The organism is Corynebacterium sp. HMSC071B10 (assembly GCF_001814825.1).
In the GTDB taxonomy this organism is placed as follows: Bacteria; Actinomycetota; Actinomycetes; order Mycobacteriales; family Mycobacteriaceae; genus Corynebacterium.
In genome coordinates, this window is the sequence record NZ_KV818021.1 from 324 (window position 1) to 17,863 (window position 17,540).

Annotated in this window: 19 protein-coding genes; 6 read left to right on the plus strand and 13 right to left on the minus strand. The window is 66.0% G+C overall.

All coding sequences use genetic code 11. From position 1 onward, the window contains the following. Positions 1 to 63 precede the first annotated feature (63 nt). The gene (locus HMPREF2990_RS09610; protein ID WP_070764427.1) at positions 64 to 993 is read left to right on the plus strand and encodes a 2-dehydropantoate 2-reductase; all 930 of its coding nucleotides are present in this window, start codon (positions 64 to 66) and stop codon (positions 991 to 993) included. On the opposite strand, the gene HMPREF2990_RS09615 is transcribed toward HMPREF2990_RS09610, so the two are convergent. Next, positions 974 to 1,891 carry an SLAC1 family transporter gene (locus HMPREF2990_RS09615; protein ID WP_083317127.1) on the minus strand — a complete coding sequence of 306 codons (918 nt, stop codon included), beginning with the start codon at positions 1,889 to 1,891 and terminating at the stop codon, positions 974 to 976. The two genes, HMPREF2990_RS09610 and HMPREF2990_RS09615, sit on opposite strands and share 20 nt — an antisense overlap. A gap of 44 nt (positions 1,892 to 1,935) precedes the next feature. Between HMPREF2990_RS09615 and HMPREF2990_RS09620 the strand changes: the two genes are divergently transcribed. After that, the gene (locus tag HMPREF2990_RS09620) at positions 1,936 to 2,781 is read left to right on the plus strand and encodes a CPBP family intramembrane glutamic endopeptidase (RefSeq protein WP_070764431.1); all 846 of its coding nucleotides are present in this window, start codon (positions 1,936 to 1,938) and stop codon (positions 2,779 to 2,781) included. On the opposite strand, the gene HMPREF2990_RS09625 is transcribed toward HMPREF2990_RS09620, so the two are convergent. Next, complete coding sequence (locus HMPREF2990_RS09625; protein WP_070764432.1) at positions 2,750 to 3,025, minus strand: DUF4236 domain-containing protein; 276 nt, start codon at positions 3,023 to 3,025, stop codon at positions 2,750 to 2,752. The two genes, HMPREF2990_RS09620 and HMPREF2990_RS09625, sit on opposite strands and share 32 nt — an antisense overlap. A gap of 144 nt (positions 3,026 to 3,169) precedes the next feature. Between HMPREF2990_RS09625 and HMPREF2990_RS09630 the strand changes: the two genes are divergently transcribed. After that, positions 3,170 to 3,712 (plus strand): META domain-containing protein, encoded by a 543-nt coding sequence (locus tag HMPREF2990_RS09630; RefSeq protein ID WP_070764433.1) that lies wholly within the window; start codon positions 3,170 to 3,172, stop codon positions 3,710 to 3,712. On the opposite strand, the gene HMPREF2990_RS09635 is transcribed toward HMPREF2990_RS09630, so the two are convergent. Both HMPREF2990_RS09635 and HMPREF2990_RS09640 read right to left on the minus strand, forming a co-directional pair. Beyond that, positions 3,713 to 4,180: a hypothetical protein gene (locus tag HMPREF2990_RS09635; protein ID WP_070764434.1), complete on the minus strand. Its 468-nt coding sequence runs from the start codon at positions 4,178 to 4,180 to the stop codon at positions 3,713 to 3,715. Between the two features lie 11 nt (positions 4,181 to 4,191). Then, positions 4,192 to 4,452 (minus strand): helix-turn-helix transcriptional regulator, encoded by a 261-nt coding sequence (locus tag HMPREF2990_RS09640; protein ID WP_070764435.1) that lies wholly within the window; start codon positions 4,450 to 4,452, stop codon positions 4,192 to 4,194. Between the two features lie 160 nt (positions 4,453 to 4,612). Here HMPREF2990_RS09640 and HMPREF2990_RS09645 point away from each other — a divergent pair, with 160 nt between their 5' ends. Further along, complete coding sequence (locus HMPREF2990_RS09645; RefSeq protein ID WP_070764436.1) at positions 4,613 to 5,227, plus strand: META domain-containing protein; 615 nt, start codon at positions 4,613 to 4,615, stop codon at positions 5,225 to 5,227. Positions 5,228 to 5,298: 71 nt separating this feature from the next. Beyond that, positions 5,299 to 5,775, plus strand: a complete 477-nt coding sequence (locus HMPREF2990_RS09650; RefSeq protein ID WP_070764437.1) for a carboxymuconolactone decarboxylase family protein — start codon at positions 5,299 to 5,301, stop codon at positions 5,773 to 5,775. 43 nt (positions 5,776 to 5,818) lie between these two features. Here the strand turns inward: HMPREF2990_RS09650 and glnA are convergent, their stop codons facing one another. Further along, entirely contained in the window at positions 5,819 to 7,255 is a 1,437-nt protein-coding gene (glnA, locus tag HMPREF2990_RS09655; protein ID WP_070764438.1) for a type I glutamate--ammonia ligase, read from the minus strand. 116 nt (positions 7,256 to 7,371) lie between these two features. On the opposite strand from glnA, the gene HMPREF2990_RS09660 reads away from it, so the two are divergent. Continuing rightward, positions 7,372 to 7,848 (plus strand): RDD family protein, encoded by a 477-nt coding sequence (locus tag HMPREF2990_RS09660; RefSeq protein WP_070764439.1) that lies wholly within the window; start codon positions 7,372 to 7,374, stop codon positions 7,846 to 7,848. Here HMPREF2990_RS09660 and HMPREF2990_RS09665 read toward each other — a convergent pair. The 8 genes from HMPREF2990_RS09665 to sucB all read right to left on the minus strand — a co-directional run. After that, positions 7,845 to 9,092 carry a threonine/serine exporter family protein gene (locus HMPREF2990_RS09665; protein ID WP_070764440.1) on the minus strand — a complete coding sequence of 416 codons (1,248 nt, stop codon included), beginning with the start codon at positions 9,090 to 9,092 and terminating at the stop codon, positions 7,845 to 7,847. The genes HMPREF2990_RS09660 and HMPREF2990_RS09665 overlap by 4 nt on opposite strands. Beyond that, positions 9,093 to 9,881: a DUF4191 domain-containing protein gene (locus HMPREF2990_RS09670; RefSeq protein WP_070764441.1), complete on the minus strand. Its 789-nt coding sequence runs from the start codon at positions 9,879 to 9,881 to the stop codon at positions 9,093 to 9,095. It lies immediately after the preceding gene. A 44-nt stretch (positions 9,882 to 9,925) separates the two neighbouring features. Next, complete coding sequence (gene lipA, locus HMPREF2990_RS09675; protein WP_070764467.1) at positions 9,926 to 10,969, minus strand: lipoyl synthase; 1,044 nt, start codon at positions 10,967 to 10,969, stop codon at positions 9,926 to 9,928. Positions 10,970 to 11,002: 33 nt separating this feature from the next. Beyond that, complete coding sequence (lipB, locus tag HMPREF2990_RS09680; protein WP_070764442.1) at positions 11,003 to 11,791, minus strand: lipoyl(octanoyl) transferase LipB; 789 nt, start codon at positions 11,789 to 11,791, stop codon at positions 11,003 to 11,005. 38 nt (positions 11,792 to 11,829) lie between these two features. Further along, positions 11,830 to 12,222, minus strand: a complete 393-nt coding sequence (gene gcvH / locus HMPREF2990_RS09685) for a glycine cleavage system protein GcvH (RefSeq protein ID WP_070764443.1) — start codon at positions 12,220 to 12,222, stop codon at positions 11,830 to 11,832. A gap of 1 nt (position 12,223) precedes the next feature. Further along, on the minus strand, positions 12,224 to 13,297 hold the full coding sequence (gcvT, locus tag HMPREF2990_RS09690) for a glycine cleavage system aminomethyltransferase GcvT (RefSeq protein WP_070764444.1): 1,074 nt from the start codon (positions 13,295 to 13,297) through the stop codon (positions 12,224 to 12,226). Between the two features lie 12 nt (positions 13,298 to 13,309). Continuing rightward, complete coding sequence (gene gcvP, locus HMPREF2990_RS09695; protein WP_070764445.1) at positions 13,310 to 16,144, minus strand: aminomethyl-transferring glycine dehydrogenase; 2,835 nt, start codon at positions 16,142 to 16,144, stop codon at positions 13,310 to 13,312. Between the two features lie 144 nt (positions 16,145 to 16,288). Next, positions 16,289 to 17,540 (minus strand): 2-oxoglutarate dehydrogenase, E2 component, dihydrolipoamide succinyltransferase (sucB, locus tag HMPREF2990_RS09700; protein WP_070764446.1); only part of this gene is annotated, 1,252 nt, incomplete at its 5' end.

The window sequence follows — 17,540 nt, forward strand, 5'->3', positions numbered from 1 at the left end:
CATCATCGGCGGACCCGCCCAAGGCACACCCGGGTAAACGCAAACGGGGATAGACTAAGCAGCATGAAGGTGCTGTGTATTGGCGCAGGCGCGATCGGCGGCTATTTCGGCGGCGCGCTTGCGGAAGCTGGACACGAGGTGTCGTTTGTCGCCCGTGGGACAACGCTCAAGGCGTTGCGCGAGCGCGGCCTGCTGCTCAAAAACGGTGAGAAGCCCGCGCGCACGATCCGCGTGCACACCGCGGACCGCGCAGGCAGCGCTGCCGACCTGCTCGGCGGTGCCGACATCGTGCTGGTCGCCACGAAGGCGCTGCCGGATAACCCCACGTTCGCGGATCTCAAGGACGCCCACCAGCTGGACGGCGTGCCGATTGTCACCTCGCAGAACTCAGTGGAGGTGCACGACACCGCCGCCGGGCTTTTCGGCTCTGACCGCGTCTTTGCGGGTGTGGCCCGCTGCTACGCCACCCGCGTCGGGCCCGCCGAGATTCAGTTGAATCCGGGGCCGCTGACGTTGAACTTTGGGCGTGTGGAGGGGTCGTCGAGAAGCGAAGTGGCCATGGCGTTTCGCGCAGCGCTCGACGAGGCCGGCATCGGCGGCGAGTACCTCACCCCGGAGGAGATCCTCGTGGACGTGTGGGCGAAGGCGATGTTTGTCAGCACCACCGGCGCGCTTGGCGCGGTTGCGCAGGCACCGATGGGCGTGCTTCGCGACGCCCTGCGGCCCCAACTCCGCGCCCTGATGAAAGAAGTCGAGGCCGCCGCCCGCGGCAACGGCGTCGAACTGCCCGCGGATGTGGTCGAGCAGACGCTCGCGTTCGCCGACCGGCAGTACGCGGGCGCGACCAGCTCCATGCACCGCGACATCGCCGCCGGGCTGCCGAGTGAGTTGGACGCGCAGGTAGGCGCGATCCGCAGGAAAGCGGCGACCGCGGGCGTGCCGACGCCGCTGCTCGACTACACCGAGGCCGTACTCAGCGTGCGCACCAGCTAACAAAGCGCGCCGAGCACAGCGCCCAGTGGGCGATGAGCAGCACCGGGATGGTCAGCGCCACCGCGTCGAGCCACTCGGTGCCGGCAACGAGCGCGACCTGGTGCCCGCCCATGCTCACGGTGCCCGGCGGGAAGGTGCACGACCACCACGCCGGCGAGTAGTCGACCCAGCGCACGGCGTTGGGGTAGAACATCGCCATGGCGTAGCAGGCGAGCGGGATCGCCAGGACAAGCGCGACCATGCCGTAGTAGATCGAGACGGTGCCGGGGAAGAGGATCTGCATCGCGGTCGTGGACTGGCCGACCACACCCAGCGGGACCCACGCGGTCGCGGACTTCGCGCCGCCGAGATCGACGCGGCCGTGCCAGGCGGCCCAGTAGACGCGCGCGAACAGCGGCACGGCGGTGCACAGCGACATGAAAAACAACACCGTGCCCATGACGTGGTAGGCCTGCCCGTAGTCGCGGGCGAGCCACCCGGCCACCGACGCCGAAATCATCGGCCCGACCAGCGGCAGCCCCCACGTAAAGCGCGGCGCGCCGTCGAAGCGCGTGAGTTGGATCGCCCAGGTCACCACGGTCACCGGCCCGCCGATCCAGAACCCGACAAGCCGGTAGACGCCCGCGCCGGTCAGCCCTGAGAGCGCGGCGCCGAGCGCGAGGATGCCGATGAAGTACATGGACCACTCGGCCATCGTCGTGCGCGCGATGCTCGGCTGCCGGTAGCGCGCGAACCCGAAGGTGAGCACGACGAGGATCACGCAGCCGATCGCGGCGAAGACGCCGGCGGCGGCGAGCATGTCCTCCTCGACGAGCATGCGCGCGACGATCGAGGTGCCCATGAGGCTGCCGCCCCACGCGGGGCCTGGCGGCGGGAGTTCGCGAAATTTTTCAGTCACTCGCGCAATGGTAATCCCTATGTCTGTGGGAGTACGCTAAGGGTATGGGCATCTACCATCTCCTCGGTCGCGACGGGCGCGTGGGCTGGTGGCGTCCGCTCGTCGAGTTCGTCCTCGTCCTCGCGCTCTTCTTCGCCATTTACGCGGCGATGCTTGCGCTTTTCGACGCCGCCGACACCCTCTTCGACCCCGCTGTCAAAGCCCTCGGTGACTTCGAATTCGTCGACACCCCGTGGCTGGCGCTTGCGGCCGGGACGATCGAGACGGCGACGATCCCCGCTGCGTTCATCGCCGCGCGCGTCGTCGGCCGGCGACCCGCGGCGCTGTGGTCGGTGGAGTACCGCTTCCGGTGGCGCATCTTCGCCGTCGCGCTGGTGCCAGCGCTGGTCTTTTTCGGCGCGGAACTGGTGTTTTCGATGTGGCGGGGTGCCCGAGAGATAGGAGCATTCAGCGCGGCGAACTTCGGGGCGCTGTGCATCCTGCTTGCCCTGATCCCGCTGCAGGCGCTGTCGGAGGAACTCGTGTTCCGCGGCTCGCTGGTGCAGGTTGTCGGCCAGTGGACCCGCTCCGCCTGGGTGGCGTACCTCGTCCCCGCATTTCTGTTCGTTTCGTTTCACGACTACGGGTGGAAGGGGCAGCTCAGCGTGCTGGTGTTCGCGCTGTGCGGCGCGTTTCTTACGTGGTCGACGGGTGGGCTGGAGGCGTCACTCGCGGTACACGCGGTGGCGAACACGTTCGCTTTCGTACCGGATCCATTCCACGTGCACGTCGCTGGGTTGGCTGAGGTGACGGTGGGGGAGATGCTGGCGTCGATAAGCATGACTCTGCTCGCCACCGCCGTGATCTGGTGGCTGCTGGCTAATCGCGGTACTGGCGCGAAATCTCGTTAAACTCCGCCTGCGCGCTGTCGTCGTGCTCGAGCTTGCGCGCCTTCTTCTTGCGGACCTGGTTCGGGGTGTCGCGCTCCTCGTAGCGCAGGCCGGGGATGCCGGTGCGCACGGTGCGGGTGCGGCCGCCGTTGGAATTGAACGTGTAGCGGAACGGCCCCGAGCCGACAGACGCCGACAGGCCCGAGCCGGACATGGTGAAGCGGAACGGGCCGACTTTCTTGCTGCGGCGGAAACGGAAAGGCATGGTCGGGCTCCTTGTTTTCGGGTCTGTGTGTTCACCCCAACCTAGCAAAAGTGCTTGGGGATACATAAAGGTTTGATGTATTGGCTTGATTCCGCGCAGCGCGCCACTAAGTTGGGCCGCATGATTTCACGCATGCTTAGGAAAATGACCACTGCAGCTGCGCTCGTCGCCCTGGCGGTGGGGAGTACTGGGACCGCCGGCGCGCAGGGGCTGTCGTCGAGCGTTGATCTCGCGCAGTACATCGACGTCGATCGCGTCGGCCAGCTCAACTCGACCGTGCTCGGCGGCGCGAGCGTCGACGCGGCGAAGCAGCGCACAACCCAGTCCGGCATCATGGTTGACCTGCCGGAAGGCGCGCAGCCGCTGCCGGCCGCTGAGGCGAAGGATGCTGTCGTCGGCCTGTGGCAGGCGAAGCAGAGCAAGGCGATGACGCTCGAGCTGCGCGGCGACGGCACGCTCACCTACGACGACGGCTGCAACTCCGGCAACGGCACCTACCGCATCGACGAAAAAGGCCTGCTGCGCGTCGGCGACCTTTCCGAGACCCGCGTCATGTGCGACACCGCCACCATGGACAACGCGAACGAGCTGAAGACCCTGCTGCGTGCTCACCCGGCCGTCTACCAGCTCGACGGCGGTCTTGCCCTGGGCAGCCAGGGCAAGGCGATCGAATTTATCGCTGAGTAGCTAGGCGATGAGCTCGTCGCGGTTGATCTTGCCGGCCAGCGAGCGCGCCACCGCGAACGGGACCCAAAGCATCTGGCAGTAGGCCAGCTTGGAAAAGAACAGCGCGACGTCAATGCTCGAGAGCTCTGGCGAAAACTGCGCCGCAAGCGCGACACCGCCCGCGACGGCGAACATGGCCGCGGAAAGTATGATCGCCGCGCGCAGCCCGTCGTCGCGGGCTTCGGGGTGCCGTTGCGCTTCGTATTCGTCGAGCTCGGCGCCCGGCAGGTCTGCGCCGCCGATCGATCTGCGCAGCCATACAAGCCCGCCCGCGGCAATGAGCCCGCCGGCGATCCACAGCGCCGTGGACAGGCCACTGTTGAAAAATTGGAGTACAGCGGCAAGAAGCACAATTGCGATGCCGATGTCCGTAGTGGGAATGAGCCTCTTTCGCTTTGCGACGCTCACGTGTTCCGTCTTCTGTGCCATCAGGTGTCCTCTCAGCGTGTTCGGTAGATTTCGGTCGACATTGGTGTGAACTCGGTACGCGAGAACACGGCTTCCACCGGCAGACCGAAGACGTCGCAGATTTTGAAGGCGAGGTCCAGGCTGGGGTAGTGGTCGCCGCGCTCGAGCGCGCCGATGGATTGCGGATTGACCCCGACCGCTTCCGCGAGCTGCACGCGCGACATGTCCCTTTCGGTGCGCAGCACGCGGACCCGGTTGTAGATCGGGTCTACTGGTTTCTTCTTTGGGGACATGACTCAAAGTGTTGTATAAACACAACAATGCGTCAACTGTTCGCGCCAACTTTTATGCGACTTTCAGCTTCGGCCGCCGCTTTTAGGAGCGCCCTGGAGATACCGTTCTAGTTCCCTCAAGGTGGTTGATTCCCCGAAATCGCTCGGTAGGTTGAGGGCCATGGTTTCCAAGATCGTGAAGAAACTGTCCACCGCAACCATTGCCGTCGCCCTGATGGGTGGTGCCACCGGCACTGCGCAGGCGCAGGAGCTGCCGCAGGGCCTGTCGTCTGACCCCGCGATCGTCGAGAGTGCTGCGGGGCTCAGCTCCATCCTCATCGGCGGCGCACCGGCGCTGCCGGGCTCGAGCGCCCAGCAGCCGGGTGCTCCGGCCGAACAGGGCGGCCTGATCACCGCCCTGCCCGAGCACGCGCAGCCGGCACCCGAGCACCTGCGCGGCCCAGCCATCGAGCGTCCGCTGCAGGCCAAGGCCAACGACCACGTGACCATCGAGTTCAACCCGGACGGCACCCTGACCTACGGCGACGGGTGCAACTCCGGCAACGGCACCTACCACTTCGACGAGCAGGGCAAGCTGCACGTCGGCGACCTTGCTGAGACCCAGGCGCTGTGCGATCCGGCCGCCATGGCCGCCGCCGAGGACCTGAAGACCATCCTGCAGGCCAAGCCGGACGTCTACATCCTGGACCGCGACACCATCGCGCTTGGCGGCCAGGGCCACGGCATCGAGTTCGTCGAGGCAAGGGCCACGATTATCGAGCCGCAGGAAGGCTAAGAACGCGACCCACGAGAAACGATGCACTTGCGGCCCGGACCAATTTGGTCCGGGCCGCGTAGCATGGCCCTATGACTGGACAGAGAAAGCCCATACCGAAAGTCGCCTACGCACCCATGCTCGGGCTGGAAACGTACGTCCGAGCACGCGTGGACAAACGCTATTCGCACCTGGTGCAGCTGCGGGCCTCCGCGCTCAACCAGTGCGTGTACTGCCTGGCCATGCACCGTCGTGATGCAAAGAAAGACGGCTGGAGCGAGGAAAAGATCAGCAGCACCGAGCGCTGGACTGACTACAAGGAGCAATTCTCCGACGAAGAGTGCGCCGTACTCGAGCTCACTGACGCCGTGACCCAAATCCACGGGGAGGAGTCCGTGCCGGACGAGCTCTGGGACCGGGTTGAGCGCCTGCACGGCGAGAAGGGCGCGAGAAACCTGCTCATGGCGATCGTGGCGATCAACGCCTGGAACCGGATCGGCATCACCACCCGCCTTGACCCGCGCAGCCTCTCTGGCGTCGACGACTTCGACCTAGGCATCCGAGCATAAACAAACCCCGAGGGAACACACCCTCGGGGTTTTCGCGCGCGAACTAGCAGTCGAAGTACATCTCGAACTCGAGCGGTGTCGGGCGCAGCTGCGCCGGCGCGATTTCTTCTTCGCGCTTGAGCTTGATGTAGGTCTCGATGAGGTCGTCGGTAAACACGTCGCCCTCGGTGAGGAAGTCGTGGTCGGCTTCCAGCGCGGCGATCGACGCTTCAAGCGAGGTCGGCGCCTGCGGGATCTCCTTGGCTTCCTCCGGCGGCAGCTCGTAGAGGTCCTTGTCCACCGGGGCGTGCGGCTCGATGCGGTTCTTCACACCGTCGAGGCCAGCCATCATCATGGCGGCGAAGCCGAAGTAGGGGTTGCCCGACGGGTCCGGGGCACGGAACTCGATGCGCTTGGCCTTCGGGTTGGTGCCGGTGATCGGGATGCGGATCGCGGCGGAGCGGTTGCGCTGCGAGTACACCAGGTTGATCGGGGCTTCGAAGCCGGGCACAAGCCGGTGGTAGGAGTTCAGCGTCGGGTTGGTAAACGCGAGCACCGCACCGGCGTGCTCGAGGATGCCGCCGATGTACCAGCGGGCGATATCAGACAGGCCGCCGTAGCCGGACTCGTCGTAGAACAGCGGCTCGCCGTCCTTCCACAGGGACTGGTGGGCGTGCATGCCGGAGCCGTTGTCGCCGGCGAGCGGCTTCGGCATGAACGTCGCGGTTTTGCCGAACTGGACGGCGGTGTTCTTCACGATGTACTTGAAGTCCTGCAGGTCGTCGGCCGCGTGCAGCAGGGTATTGAAGCGGTAGTTGATTTCCTGCTGGCCACCGTTGCCGACCTCGCGGTGGAAGCGCTCGATGTGGAAACCGGCGGCATCCAGGTTGCGCACCATCGCGTCGCGCACATCCACGGTCTTGTCGTAGGGGGCGACGGGGAAGTAGCCGCCCTTCCAGCGGTTCTTGTAGCCCAGGTTGGGCTCACCGTCGGCGTCGCGCTCCTTGCCGCGGTTCCACCAGCCTTCCTCGGCGTCGACCTCGTAGAAGGCGCGGTGGCCCTCGGCCTCGTAGCGCACGGAGTCGAAGAGGTAGAACTCGGCCTCGGCGCCGAAGCTGCAAGTGTCTGCAATGCCTGTCGACGCCAAGTAGTCCTCCGCCTTGCGCGCCACGTTACGCGGGTCGCGGGAGAAGGCTTCGTGGGTGAACGGGTCGTTGACGAAGAACTTCACGTTCAGCGTCTTGGCCTCGCGGAACTGGTCCAGCTTGGCGGTGGCCAAATCCGGCATGAGTGTCATGTCGGATTCTTCGATGGTGGTGAAGCCCTTGATAGAGGAGCCGTCGAAGGCGAGGCCTTCTTCCATAACCTCCTGGTCAAACATGGACGCCGGGATGGAGAAGTGGTGTTCGCGGCCGGGAACGTCGGTGAACCTGACGTCTACGAATTCGACTTCCTCGTCGGCGATAAAATTTGTGACGTCCTCGATATTTTCGAAAGACACGTGTGCTCTCCTTTAGGGCGAAAATCTGAACGCCCACAAGTTTAGTAGAACACCGGCGCGCAAATGTGGGACGCGCCCATTTTCACCGGCCGCAGGCCCCGGCTAGGCTAGTGCCCATGGCAGGATCACAGCAGCGTAAGTGGCGCGATGGCCCCGAGATACCGAACCAGTTCTCCGGCGACGACGCGGTCCCGGATTACCCGGGTCAGTGGTTGGGGTTGCCGGAGAAGGGGGCGGGTTCGCAGGCGTCGGTCATGCGGCGCGCGTGCGCCGTGCTGATCGACTGGGGCATTGCCTGGGGGATCGCGGCGCTGATCACGTCGCAGACGCACGCGCTCGGCGACACCGCGACCGCGACGTATCTGCTGTGGATGGTCATGGGCATTCTCACCGGTTGGCTGATGGCGCGCACGCCGGGCATGGCGGTGCTCGGCATGGGGGTGGCGCGTGTCGACGCCGAGGAGCCCGTCGGCCTGTGGCGCGCCGCTCTGCGCACCGTCCTGACCGGTTTCGTGCTGCCCGCAGCGCTTGTCGACGCCGACGGGCGCGGCATGCACGACCGCGCCACCAACACGACGGTGATCCGCGGCTAGCTTAAGTCGGTATCGAAGTCGATGTGGCGCTGCAGCGCCCAGTTGCGGTCTGTGACAAGCCGGGCCACACTCAGCCCGCCAGCAAGGAAGAGCACCGCGAGCACGACCTCTGTCGTCGCGGAGATCCCGCCGGTGACATCGCCGGAAGTAAAATGCTGAAGCGCGGCGTAGATCGTGGTGCCCGGGATCATCACCACTGTCGCCGGGATAGTCACGGTCGAGCGCGGCACGAAGAAGCGCTGTCCGAGCGCCCAGCCGAGCAGTCCGATCGTGAGCGTGCCTAAGAAGCAGGCGAGGAAGAACTCCACCCCGGCGTCCAGCAGCACTATGCGTAGTACGTTGGCGACCGTGCCGAGCGAGGCGGCGAGCAGCGCCATCCGCTTCGAGGCGTTGAATAAAATGGCGAAGCCGCCGATACTGAGGAAGCTGGCGAGCGCTGCGGCGGCGTAGAAGGTGGGGGAGGGCGTGACGTCGACAAGCGGGGGCTCCGGCGCGTCGGTGACCATGGCGATGACGGCGACGGTGAGCATCATCGCCACGATCACTTCAAGCGCGTAGAACAGGCGCGGGATACCGGCGCTGAAGTCGAAGCGCGACAGGTCGTTCATCGCGACGAACAGCGGGAAGCCTGGGATGAGGTAGAGGATCGCCGGGACGAAACCGGCGGCAAGCTGCGTGTCCGCGCCCGGGACCGCGAGCGAAAGTAGGAGGAAGATCAGGGTGGAGACCGCCCCGGCGACCATGACGACGCCCAACTGCAGCAGGCGGCGCGCGGCGAGGCGGTGGCGCACGTACTGGCCGACGCCTGCCGCAACGACCACGAGTGCCGCAGTAAGCAGCGAAAAGTGGTTCAAAATGGCGAAACCGCCGCACGCGATCCCGGCGGCCAGTGCGGAACCCGGCGGGCTCCAGCGCGGGGCGGGGATCGCCTCGATCTCGTCGAGCATTGCCTCGACTTGTGCGGCGGTGACGTAGTGGTGCAGGTCCAGGCGGCTGAAGTTCTCCAGCGCCTCGATCCGCGAGGCGTTGACTCCGGGTACCGGCAGCACAGCCGCCAGGGTGCGGAAGCGCTCGCCCCGGTGGAAGGTGCAGGTGAGTGTGTCGAGGCCGACGATCACGTCGGCGTCGTCAAGCCCAAGCGCACGGGCGCAGCGCTTGACCGCGCGGATCACCCGGTAGGCGGGCGCGCCGGAGGTCAACAGCAGCGACCCCAAACGCAGCGCGGCGCTGGCCTCGGCATCCACTTACTTGCCCTTGCGCTCCTGCATGCGGCGCATGCGGCGGTTCATGCCCGCCATGTTCTGCGCCTGGCGCGGCATCGGGCCGCCCGGCAGGCCGGAGACCTGGCCCGGGCCCTTGCGCGCGTCCATCGCCTCGAGCTTGGCGTTGAGCGAGTAGACCTCGTCCTTCTTGTAGTTCTTCGGCATCTTCAGCAGGTGCTTCTGCAGCCCGCGCACCGGCACCTGGCCCTCGCCTTCGCCGGCGTAGACCTCGTGGATCGGCACGCCCGCCAGCAGGCGGTCGACGCGCTTGTGCTCCTTGGCCATCATGGACTTCAGCCGGTTCGGGTTGCCTTCGCCGACAAGCACGACGCCGGGGTTGCCCACGACGCGGTGGATCGTGTCCATGTGGGTGTTGGCCTGCACGCCAGTCTTGGTGATCCAGACAATGCCCATGGTGTTGCGCATGTTCTCCAGCGTCCAACCGGCCGCGCCCGGGGTATCGCCGACCTGGTCGTACATCGACTTCTCCAGGCGGCGGGAAAACAGCCACATCGCCAGCACGGCACCGAGGATCAGGCCGAGGACCAGCATGAACCACTGGCCGTTCCAGAGCAGGCCGATGAGGAAGAACAACAGCCCCATGCCGAGCACGGCACCGACCATAATCGGGATGAGCGCCTTGTCGCGCTCCTTCTGCATCTTGAACGCCTGCCACACCTGGCTGCGCGTCTGCTTGCTCTTGGCGCGTTTTGCCTCGCGCTGTTGCTTCTTGGCGGCCTTCGCGGCCGCCTTATCATCCTGCTTCGCCATGCCGCTTATGTTAATGCGCCAGCGCGAGGCCGCAAAAAGGACGCCTAGCGGGTCACGACCGGGTGGTCGTCGGAAGGCCCGTACTTCTTCAGCAAGGTGGATGCTTCCTGCGTCGTCTCGCCGTCGGAAGTCTCCTTCAGGTGCTTGAGGTTCTCCGGCAGTTCGCGGCCGTGGTGCTCCATCGCTTCGACGTAGAGCTTGCCGGCGCGGTAGGAGGAGCGCACGAGCGGGCCGGACATGACGGCGGCAAAGCCCATCTCGTAGGCGGCATCGCGGTACTCGATGAACTCTTCCGGCTTTACCCAACGGTCGATCGGGTGGTAGGTCGGGCCCGGGCGCAGGTACTGGGTAATGGTGATGATGTCGCAGCCGGCGTCGACAAGATCGCCCAGCGCCTCGAGGATTTCCTCGCGGGTCTCGCCCATGCCGAGGATGAGGTTCGACTTGGTAATCAGCCCGAAGTCGCGCGCCTGGCGGATCACGTCCAGCGAGCGGTCGTAGCGGAACGCCGGGCGGATGCGCTTGAAGATGCGCGGCACGGTCTCTACGTTGTGCGCGAAGACCTCAGGGCGGGCCTCGAAGACTTCCTGGAGCAGGTCGGACTTGCCGGAGAAGTCCGGGGTGAGGTTTTCCACGCCGGTGTGCGGGTTGAGCTCGTGGATCTTGCGCACGACCTCGGCGTAGAGCCAGGCCCCCTCGTCCTCGAGGTCGTCGCGGGTCACGCCGGTGATGGTGGAGTAGTTCAGGTTCATCCCGCGGACTTCCTCGGCCACGCGGCGCGGCTCGTCGCGATCCAGCGGGTCGGGGCGGCCGGAGGCGATGTCGCAAAAATCGCAGCGGCGCGAGCAGCGAGACCCGCCGATGAGGAAGGTCGCCTCGCGCGATTCCCAGCATTCGTGGATGTTGGGGCAGCCGGCCTCTTGGCACACGGTGTGCAGTCCGGCGCCCTTGACCTTTTGCTTCATGTCCTCGTATTCAGGGCCCGTCTTGACCTGGTTGCGGATCCACCGCGGTTTGGACTCGATCGGGGTTTGCGCGTTGCGCTTCTCGATTCGGAGGAGTTTTCTACCTTCTGGTGCTACAGTCACGCCCCCTACGTTAACGGACGTGTCAAGCACTGGTTAGCGCGGCCGTTTCTTCAGGCCTTTTGTGGGGTCTGGAGCGGTGGCGAAGGTGTGGTTTGCCACGGTGAGCTCGCCGGAAAGCGCGCGGTCAAGGTGGTGCACAATGCGCGGGGCGATTGTCGACGCCCGCGTGTCCCTCCCCAGCTCCAAACTCATCGTCGTGACGTCCGCGTCGTCGATGCCGCAGGCGACGATGTGCTCGTAGTGAGCAAGCGTGTTGTCGCAGTTGATGCTGAGTCCGTGCATGGTCACCCCGCGGGTGATGCGGATGCCGAGCGCTGCGATCTTGCGGTCGCGCTTCGGCGCACGCGGGTCGGCGGCGGGCGTGGTGTGGGGGACCCACACGCCGGATCGGCCGTCGATGCGGCCCGCGGTGGTCACACCTGCCTCGCGCACGGTTTCGATGATGGCCTCTTCCAGGCGGCGGACGTAGTCGACCACGTCGACCGGCTCGGCGAGCTTGATGATGGGGTAGACCACCAGCTGGCCTTCGCCGTGCCAGGTGATGCGCCCGCCACGGTCCACCTTGACCACGGGGACGGGGTAGTCGGCCTCCGGCATGTCCTCGGGCTGGGTGCGCTTGCCGGCGGTAAAGGTCGACGGGTGCTCGAGCACCAGCACGGTGTCGCCGATTTCCCCGGCGGCGCGCTTAGCCGCAAGCTCCGCCTGCAGGTCCCAGGCCTTTTGGTAGGGCACGACGCCGAGCTCTCGCACATCGAGCGGAACCTCAGCGTCGGCGCGGATGGACTTGTCGGCGGGGAAAAATGGATCACGCGGGGCTGTCATGCCTTCGCATTCTAGCCCCGCGTGGAGATGTTGAGTGTTTAGTCCTCGACGCCGTTTTCGGCGGCGTACTCGTCGGCAGTCATCAGCTCGCCGACGGCCTCAACCTCGACCTCGAAGAGCCAGCCTTCGCCGTAGGGGTCGTTGTTGATGGCCTCGTAGGCGCCGTCGATGTCCTCGTTGACGGCGGTGACGGTGCCGGTGACGGGGGAGAACAGGTCGGAGACGGACTTGGTGGACTCCACCTCGCCGCACTGCTCGTTGACGGTGACGGTGTCGCCGACCTGCGGCAGCTCGGCAAAGACGATTTCGCCGAGGCGGTCAGCGGCGACGTCGGTAATGCCCACGCGCACGGTCTTGCCCACGGCCTCGTCGGGGGCGACGTTGATCCACTCGTGGTCCTCGGAGTAGTAGAAGTCCTTCTGCAGTGCCATGTTAGGCGTCCTTTCGGGAGTAAAACGGGGTCTTAACGATAGTAAACGGATAGCGACGCCCGCGGATATCAATTTCCACGTCCGTCCCAACTTCCGCGTGCTCCGGCGCGACGTGCGCCAAAGCAACAGGGTAGCCGAGCGTGGGTGAGGGCTGGCCGGAGGTGACCACGCCGATGCTGTCTTCCGCACCCGGCAGGAAGATCTCGGCGCCGGCGCGGGCGGCGCGGCGCTGCTCGGAGGTCAGGCCCGCGATAACCACGGACGGTTCGCGGCCGGAAAGCGCCGCCTTGCCCACGAAGTCCGCCTCCTTCTTCGCAAACGTGCGGCCCATGCCGGCCTCGACCGGGGTGATTTCGGTGGAAAGCTCGTTGCCGTAGAGCGGCATGGAGGCCTCCAGGCGCAGCGAGTCGCGCGAGGCCAGTCCGCACGGGGTGCCGCAGCCGATCACGGCATCCCACACCTTCTGCGCGTCTTCGCGGGCGCAGAACAGCTCGAAGCCGTCTTCGCCGGTGTAGCCGGTGCGGGCGACGAAGATCTCAATGCCGTCGAGCGTCATCCAGGACCCGGAGTAGTAGGAAAGGGTGGACGCGTCGTCGCTAAGCAATGGCTGCAGCGCGGTGAGCGAACCGGGGCCCTGGACGGCGACGAGCGCGAACGCCTCGGAATTGTTGGTCAGCTGCACCTCGAAGTCGCCCTTGCGCGACTCAAACGCGGCCCACACGGCGGCGGTGTTCGCGGCGTTGGGCACCACCATGAAGTGGTTCTCGCTGAACTTGTAAGTGATCAGGTCGTCGATGATGCCGCCGTCTTCGGCAACGATCATGGAGTACTTCGCCTTGCCCTCCTTCAACACGGAGAAGTTGGAGATCAGGGAGTAGTCCAAAAAGGCGGCGGCGTCGGGGCCCTGGACGCTGATTTCACCCATGTGGGACAAATCAAAGATGCCCACGTCGGTGCGGACGGCGCGGTGCTCCTCTAGCTCGGAGCCGTACTTCAGCGGCATTTCCCAGCCGCCGAAATCGGTGAAGCTCGCGCCGAGCTTTTCGTGCGTGGCATGCAGTGGAGTCTGTGGCATTGGTGGTTCTCCTTAGTCGTTGATGTCAAAAGCTTCCGGCGGCGGGCAGGCGCACACGAGGTTGCGGTCGCCGTACGCCTCGTCGATGCGGCGCACCGGCGGGAAGTACTTCGCGTGCACAAGCCGATCGACAGGGTAGGCCGCCTGCTCGCGGCTGAACTCGTACGGCCACTCGTCGCGCACCACCGAGTGGGCAGTAAACGGCGCGTGGTGCACCACGGAGTTTTCGTACTCCACGTGGCCGTCGATAATCTCCTGGATCTCGGCGTGGATGGAGCGCATCGCCTCGACGAAGCGGTCCAGCTCCGCCAGGTCCTCGGACTCGGTCGGCTCGACCATGAGCGTGCCCGCGACCGGGAAAGCGAGGGTGGGGGCGTGGAAGCCGTAGTCTACCAGGCGCTTGGCAACATCGGCGGCGGTCACGCCGGACTTGTCGGTCAGCTCGCGCAGGTCCAGGATGCACTCGTGGCCGACCATGCCGTTGTCGCCGGTGTAGAGCACCGGGAAGTAGTCGGTGAGCTGGTGCGCCAGGTAGTTCGCGCCGAGCACTGCGTGCTGGGTCGCGGACTTCAGGCCGGCCGCACCGCTCATCGCGATGTAGGCCCAGGAGATCTGCAGCACGCCGGCCGAGCCGTAGAAGCTGGCGGAAACAGGCACACCCTTGTCACCTGGCACAGGCGCGCTCGCCTCTGCGAGCGTGACGTTGGCGTCGCCCGGCAGGAAGGGGATGAGGTGCTCGCCCACGCCGATCGGGCCCACGCCCGGCCCACCGCCGCCGTGCGGAATGGTGAAGGTCTTGTGCAGGTTGAGGTGGCTGACGTCGCCACCGAAGTCGCCGGGGCGCGCGATGCCGGTCAGTGCGTTCATGTTCGCGCCGTCGATGTAGACCTGGCCGCCGGCCGCGTGGACCTTGTCGGCCACGGTGCGCACGTCGGACTCGTACACGCCGTGGGTCGACGGGTAGGTCAGCATGATGGCGGCGACGTGCTCGCCGTGCTTCTCCAGCTGCGCGTCCAGGTCGTCCAGGTCGATTGAGCCGTCGTCGGCGGTCTTGATCACCACGACGCGCAGGTTCGCCAAGCTTGCCGACGCCGCGTTCGTCCCGTGCGCCGACGCCGGAATCAAGCAGATGTCGCGCTCGGTATCGCCGTTGGCCACGTGGTAACGGCGGATCGCCAAGAGGCCTGCGAGCTCGCCGGTGGCACCCGAGTTCGGCTGCAGGGAGACCTCGGCATAGCCGGTGATTTCGACGAGCCAGGACCGCAGCTCGTCGATAAGCGTGGCCCAGCCCTTCGTGTACTCGGACGGGGTGAAGGGGTGGACGTTAGCGAACTCGGGCCAGGTGATGGTCTCCAGGCCCGCGGTGGGGTTGAGCTTCATCGTGCAGGAGCCGAGCGGGATCATCGTGCGGTCGAGCGCGAGGTCCTTGTCGCCGAGCGCGCGGATGTAGCGCATCATCTGGGTCTCGGAGTGGATCGCGTTGAAGGTCTCGTGGGTGAGGAACTCGGTGCGGCGCGCAAGTGCCTCGGGCAGGCGGGTTTCGGCGGACTCGGGCGCGGTGGCACCGAAGGCGTCGAGAAGTGCGGCGAGGTCGGCCTCGGAGGTGTCCTCGCCGAAAGCAACGCCGACGGTGGTCGCATCGATGGCGCGCACCAGGTAGCCGGCCTGCGCCAGCTTCTCGACGATCGCCTGCGCATCATCTACCTCAACCGCTACCGTGTCGAAGAACTCGGCGTGCTTGACGCGCTTACCTGCCGCCTCGATACCGGCAGCGAAGCGCGCAGCAAAGTCGTGGATGGTGCGCGCGATCTCGGTGAGGCCTTCGGGGCCGTGGTAGACGGCGTACATGGAGGCCGCAACCGCCAGCAGCGCCTGGGCGGTGCAGATGTTGGAGGTGGCGCGCTCGCGGCGGATGTGCTGCTCGCGGGTCTGGAGCGCGAGGCGGTAGGCGGGGAAGCCCTCCGCGTCCTTGGACACGCCCACCAGGCGGCCCGGCAGCTGGCGCTTGAGCTTCTCCGGCACTGCCATGTAGGCCGCGTGCGGGCCGCCGTAGAACAACGGCACACCGAAGCGCTGAGTGGTGCCGATCGCAATGTCGGCGCCGAGCTCGCCCGGGGACTCCAGAACGGTCAGCGCGAGGATGTCCGCGTCGACGGTGACAAGGCCGCCACGTTCGTGGATGGCCTCGATGACGGGACGCGGATCTACAATGTCGCCCTCGGTGCCCGGGTAGGCCACGACGGCACCGACGAGATCCTCGCCGACGACGCCCTCAGAGAGGTCCACGACCTCAACCTCGAGGTCGATGGCGCGGGCACGCTCGGCGGCGACGGTGATGACCTGGGGGTGCAGGCGGGCGTCGAGAAGCACGCGGCGGCCCTTGCGCACCGCGCGCGACATAAGGCCGACGGCCTCGGCGGCGGCTGACGCCTCGTCGAGAAGCGAAGCATTGGCGATGTCCAGGCCGGTGAGGTCCTGCACCATGGTCTGGAAGTTGAGTAGGGCCTCGAGGCGGCCCTGGGAGATCTCCGGCTGGTAGGGGGTGTACGCGGTGTACCAGCCGGCGTCCTCGATCACGCCGCGGCGGATCACCGGCGGGGTGAGCGTGGAGTGGTAGCCCTGACCGTAGAAGGCCTTGAGCACCGTGTTCTGGCTCGCGATCTCGCGGAGCCGGTCCTGCGCCTCGTACTCGGTGAGCGCCTGCGGCAGCTTCAGCGGGCCGTCGGCGAGGATGCCGGAGGGGACCGCAGCATCGATCAGCGCATCCAACGACTCGTATCCCAGCGTGTCCAGCATCTGGCGCTGTTCGCTCTGGTCGGGGCCAATATGACGGGAGATGTAATCCAAAACGCGCTCCTTGGTCGAAGTGGTGCCAAACACTAGCCAGTATAAGGTGCGGCCCGGGTGAGTACGGAAAGGGCAGGTGCCCCCGGAAAGCGAGACGGCCCGCCTCCCCAAACGCAGAGGAAGCGGGCCGTTTTACGTGAGGACTTAGAGGTCCAGGTCGGACTCGAAGTCGCCGACCTCGATGCGGTCCTTGATCGTGGTGACGAAGCGGCCCGCATCAGCACCGTCGACCAGCTGGTGGTCGTAGGTGAAAGGCAGGTAGCACATCTGGCGGATCGCGATGGAGTCGATGCCGTCCTCGGTGACAATCACCGGACGCTTCTCGATCGCTGCGGTACCCAGGATGCCGGCCTGCGGCGGGGTCAGGATCGGGGTATCGAGCATCGCGCCCTCGGAACCGATGTTGGTCACCGTGAAGGTAGCGCCAGACAGGTCGTCCGGACGCAGCTTCTTGTTGCGTGCGCGCTCAGCCAGATCCGCGATCGCCTTCGCGATCTCGGCCAGGCTGAGGTCCTGTGCCTTCTTAATCACCGGAACCAGCAGGCCCTGCGGGGTATCAACAGCGATACCGATGTTGACATCGGAGTGGTAGGTGATCTCCTTGGTCTCAGCGTTGAAGGACGCGTTAACGTTCGGGTGAGAGACCAGTGCCTCGGCGGTCGCCTTGACGAAGAACGCCAGGTAGGTGACGTTGACGCCGTGCTTGTCCACGAACGCCGGCTTGAACTTCTTGCGCAGCTCGGCGACGCGGGTGACGTCGACCTCCTGCACGTGGGTCAGCTGCGCGGTGGTCTGCAGGGACTCGACCATCTTCGCAGCGGTGATCTCGCGGATGCGGTTGACCTTCTGCGTGGTGCCGATCAGCTCCTGCTTCGCCGGGTCCACGGACTTGGTGGACCAGTTGGAGCGTGCGCCCTTCGCAGCCGGCTTCTCAGTTGCAGCGGAGCCGGACTCAGCAGCGGTCTCGCCCTTGGCCGCAGCGAGCACGTCCTGCTTGCGGATGCGGCCGCCGACGCCGGTGCCCTCGACCTGGTTCAGGTCCACACCGTGCTTGTCGGCCAGCTTGCGCACCAGCGGGGTGACGTACGGGACGTCGCCGCCACGGTTGTTCAGCTTCTCGGAGGAAGCAGCGGACTTCTCCGGCTGCTTCTCAGCCTTCGGCGCCTCCTTCTTGGGCTCTTCCTTCGGCTCCTCGGCCTTCTCTTCCTTCGGTTCCTCGGCGGGCTCTTCCGCCTCGGCCTCGTCGGCGTCGTCTGCCGCGTCAGCGTCACCGATGACGGCGATCGCCTCGCCGACCTCGACGGTGTCGTCCTCCTCAGCGAGGATCTTCACCAGGGTGCCTGCAACCGGGGACGGGATTTCGGTGTCGACCTTGTCGGTGGAGACCTCGAGCAGC

Coding starts and splice junctions, on each gene's coding strand:
- HMPREF2990_RS09660 (WP_070764439.1), top strand. CDS start 7,372: ATGGCAGGATCACAGCAGCGTAAGTGGCGCGATGGCCCCGAGATACCG.
- lipB (WP_070764442.1), bottom strand. CDS start 11,791: ATGACAGCCCCGCGTGATCCATTTTTCCCCGCCGACAAGTCCATCCGC.
- HMPREF2990_RS09635 (WP_070764434.1), bottom strand. CDS start 4,180: ATGGCACAGAAGACGGAACACGTGAGCGTCGCAAAGCGAAAGAGGCTC.
- HMPREF2990_RS09645 (WP_070764436.1), top strand. CDS start 4,613: ATGGTTTCCAAGATCGTGAAGAAACTGTCCACCGCAACCATTGCCGTC.
- HMPREF2990_RS09625 (WP_070764432.1), bottom strand. CDS start 3,025: ATGCCTTTCCGTTTCCGCCGCAGCAAGAAAGTCGGCCCGTTCCGCTTC.
- HMPREF2990_RS09620 (WP_070764431.1), top strand. CDS start 1,936: ATGGGCATCTACCATCTCCTCGGTCGCGACGGGCGCGTGGGCTGGTGG.
- HMPREF2990_RS09650 (WP_070764437.1), top strand. CDS start 5,299: ATGACTGGACAGAGAAAGCCCATACCGAAAGTCGCCTACGCACCCATG.
- gcvT (WP_070764444.1), bottom strand. CDS start 13,297: ATGCCACAGACTCCACTGCATGCCACGCACGAAAAGCTCGGCGCGAGC.
- HMPREF2990_RS09640 (WP_070764435.1), bottom strand. CDS start 4,452: ATGTCCCCAAAGAAGAAACCAGTAGACCCGATCTACAACCGGGTCCGC.
- HMPREF2990_RS09630 (WP_070764433.1), top strand. CDS start 3,170: ATGACCACTGCAGCTGCGCTCGTCGCCCTGGCGGTGGGGAGTACTGGG.
- gcvH (WP_070764443.1), bottom strand. CDS start 12,222: ATGGCACTGCAGAAGGACTTCTACTACTCCGAGGACCACGAGTGGATC.
- HMPREF2990_RS09610 (WP_070764427.1), top strand. CDS start 64: ATGAAGGTGCTGTGTATTGGCGCAGGCGCGATCGGCGGCTATTTCGGC.
- HMPREF2990_RS09670 (WP_070764441.1), bottom strand. CDS start 9,881: ATGGCGAAGCAGGATGATAAGGCGGCCGCGAAGGCCGCCAAGAAGCAA.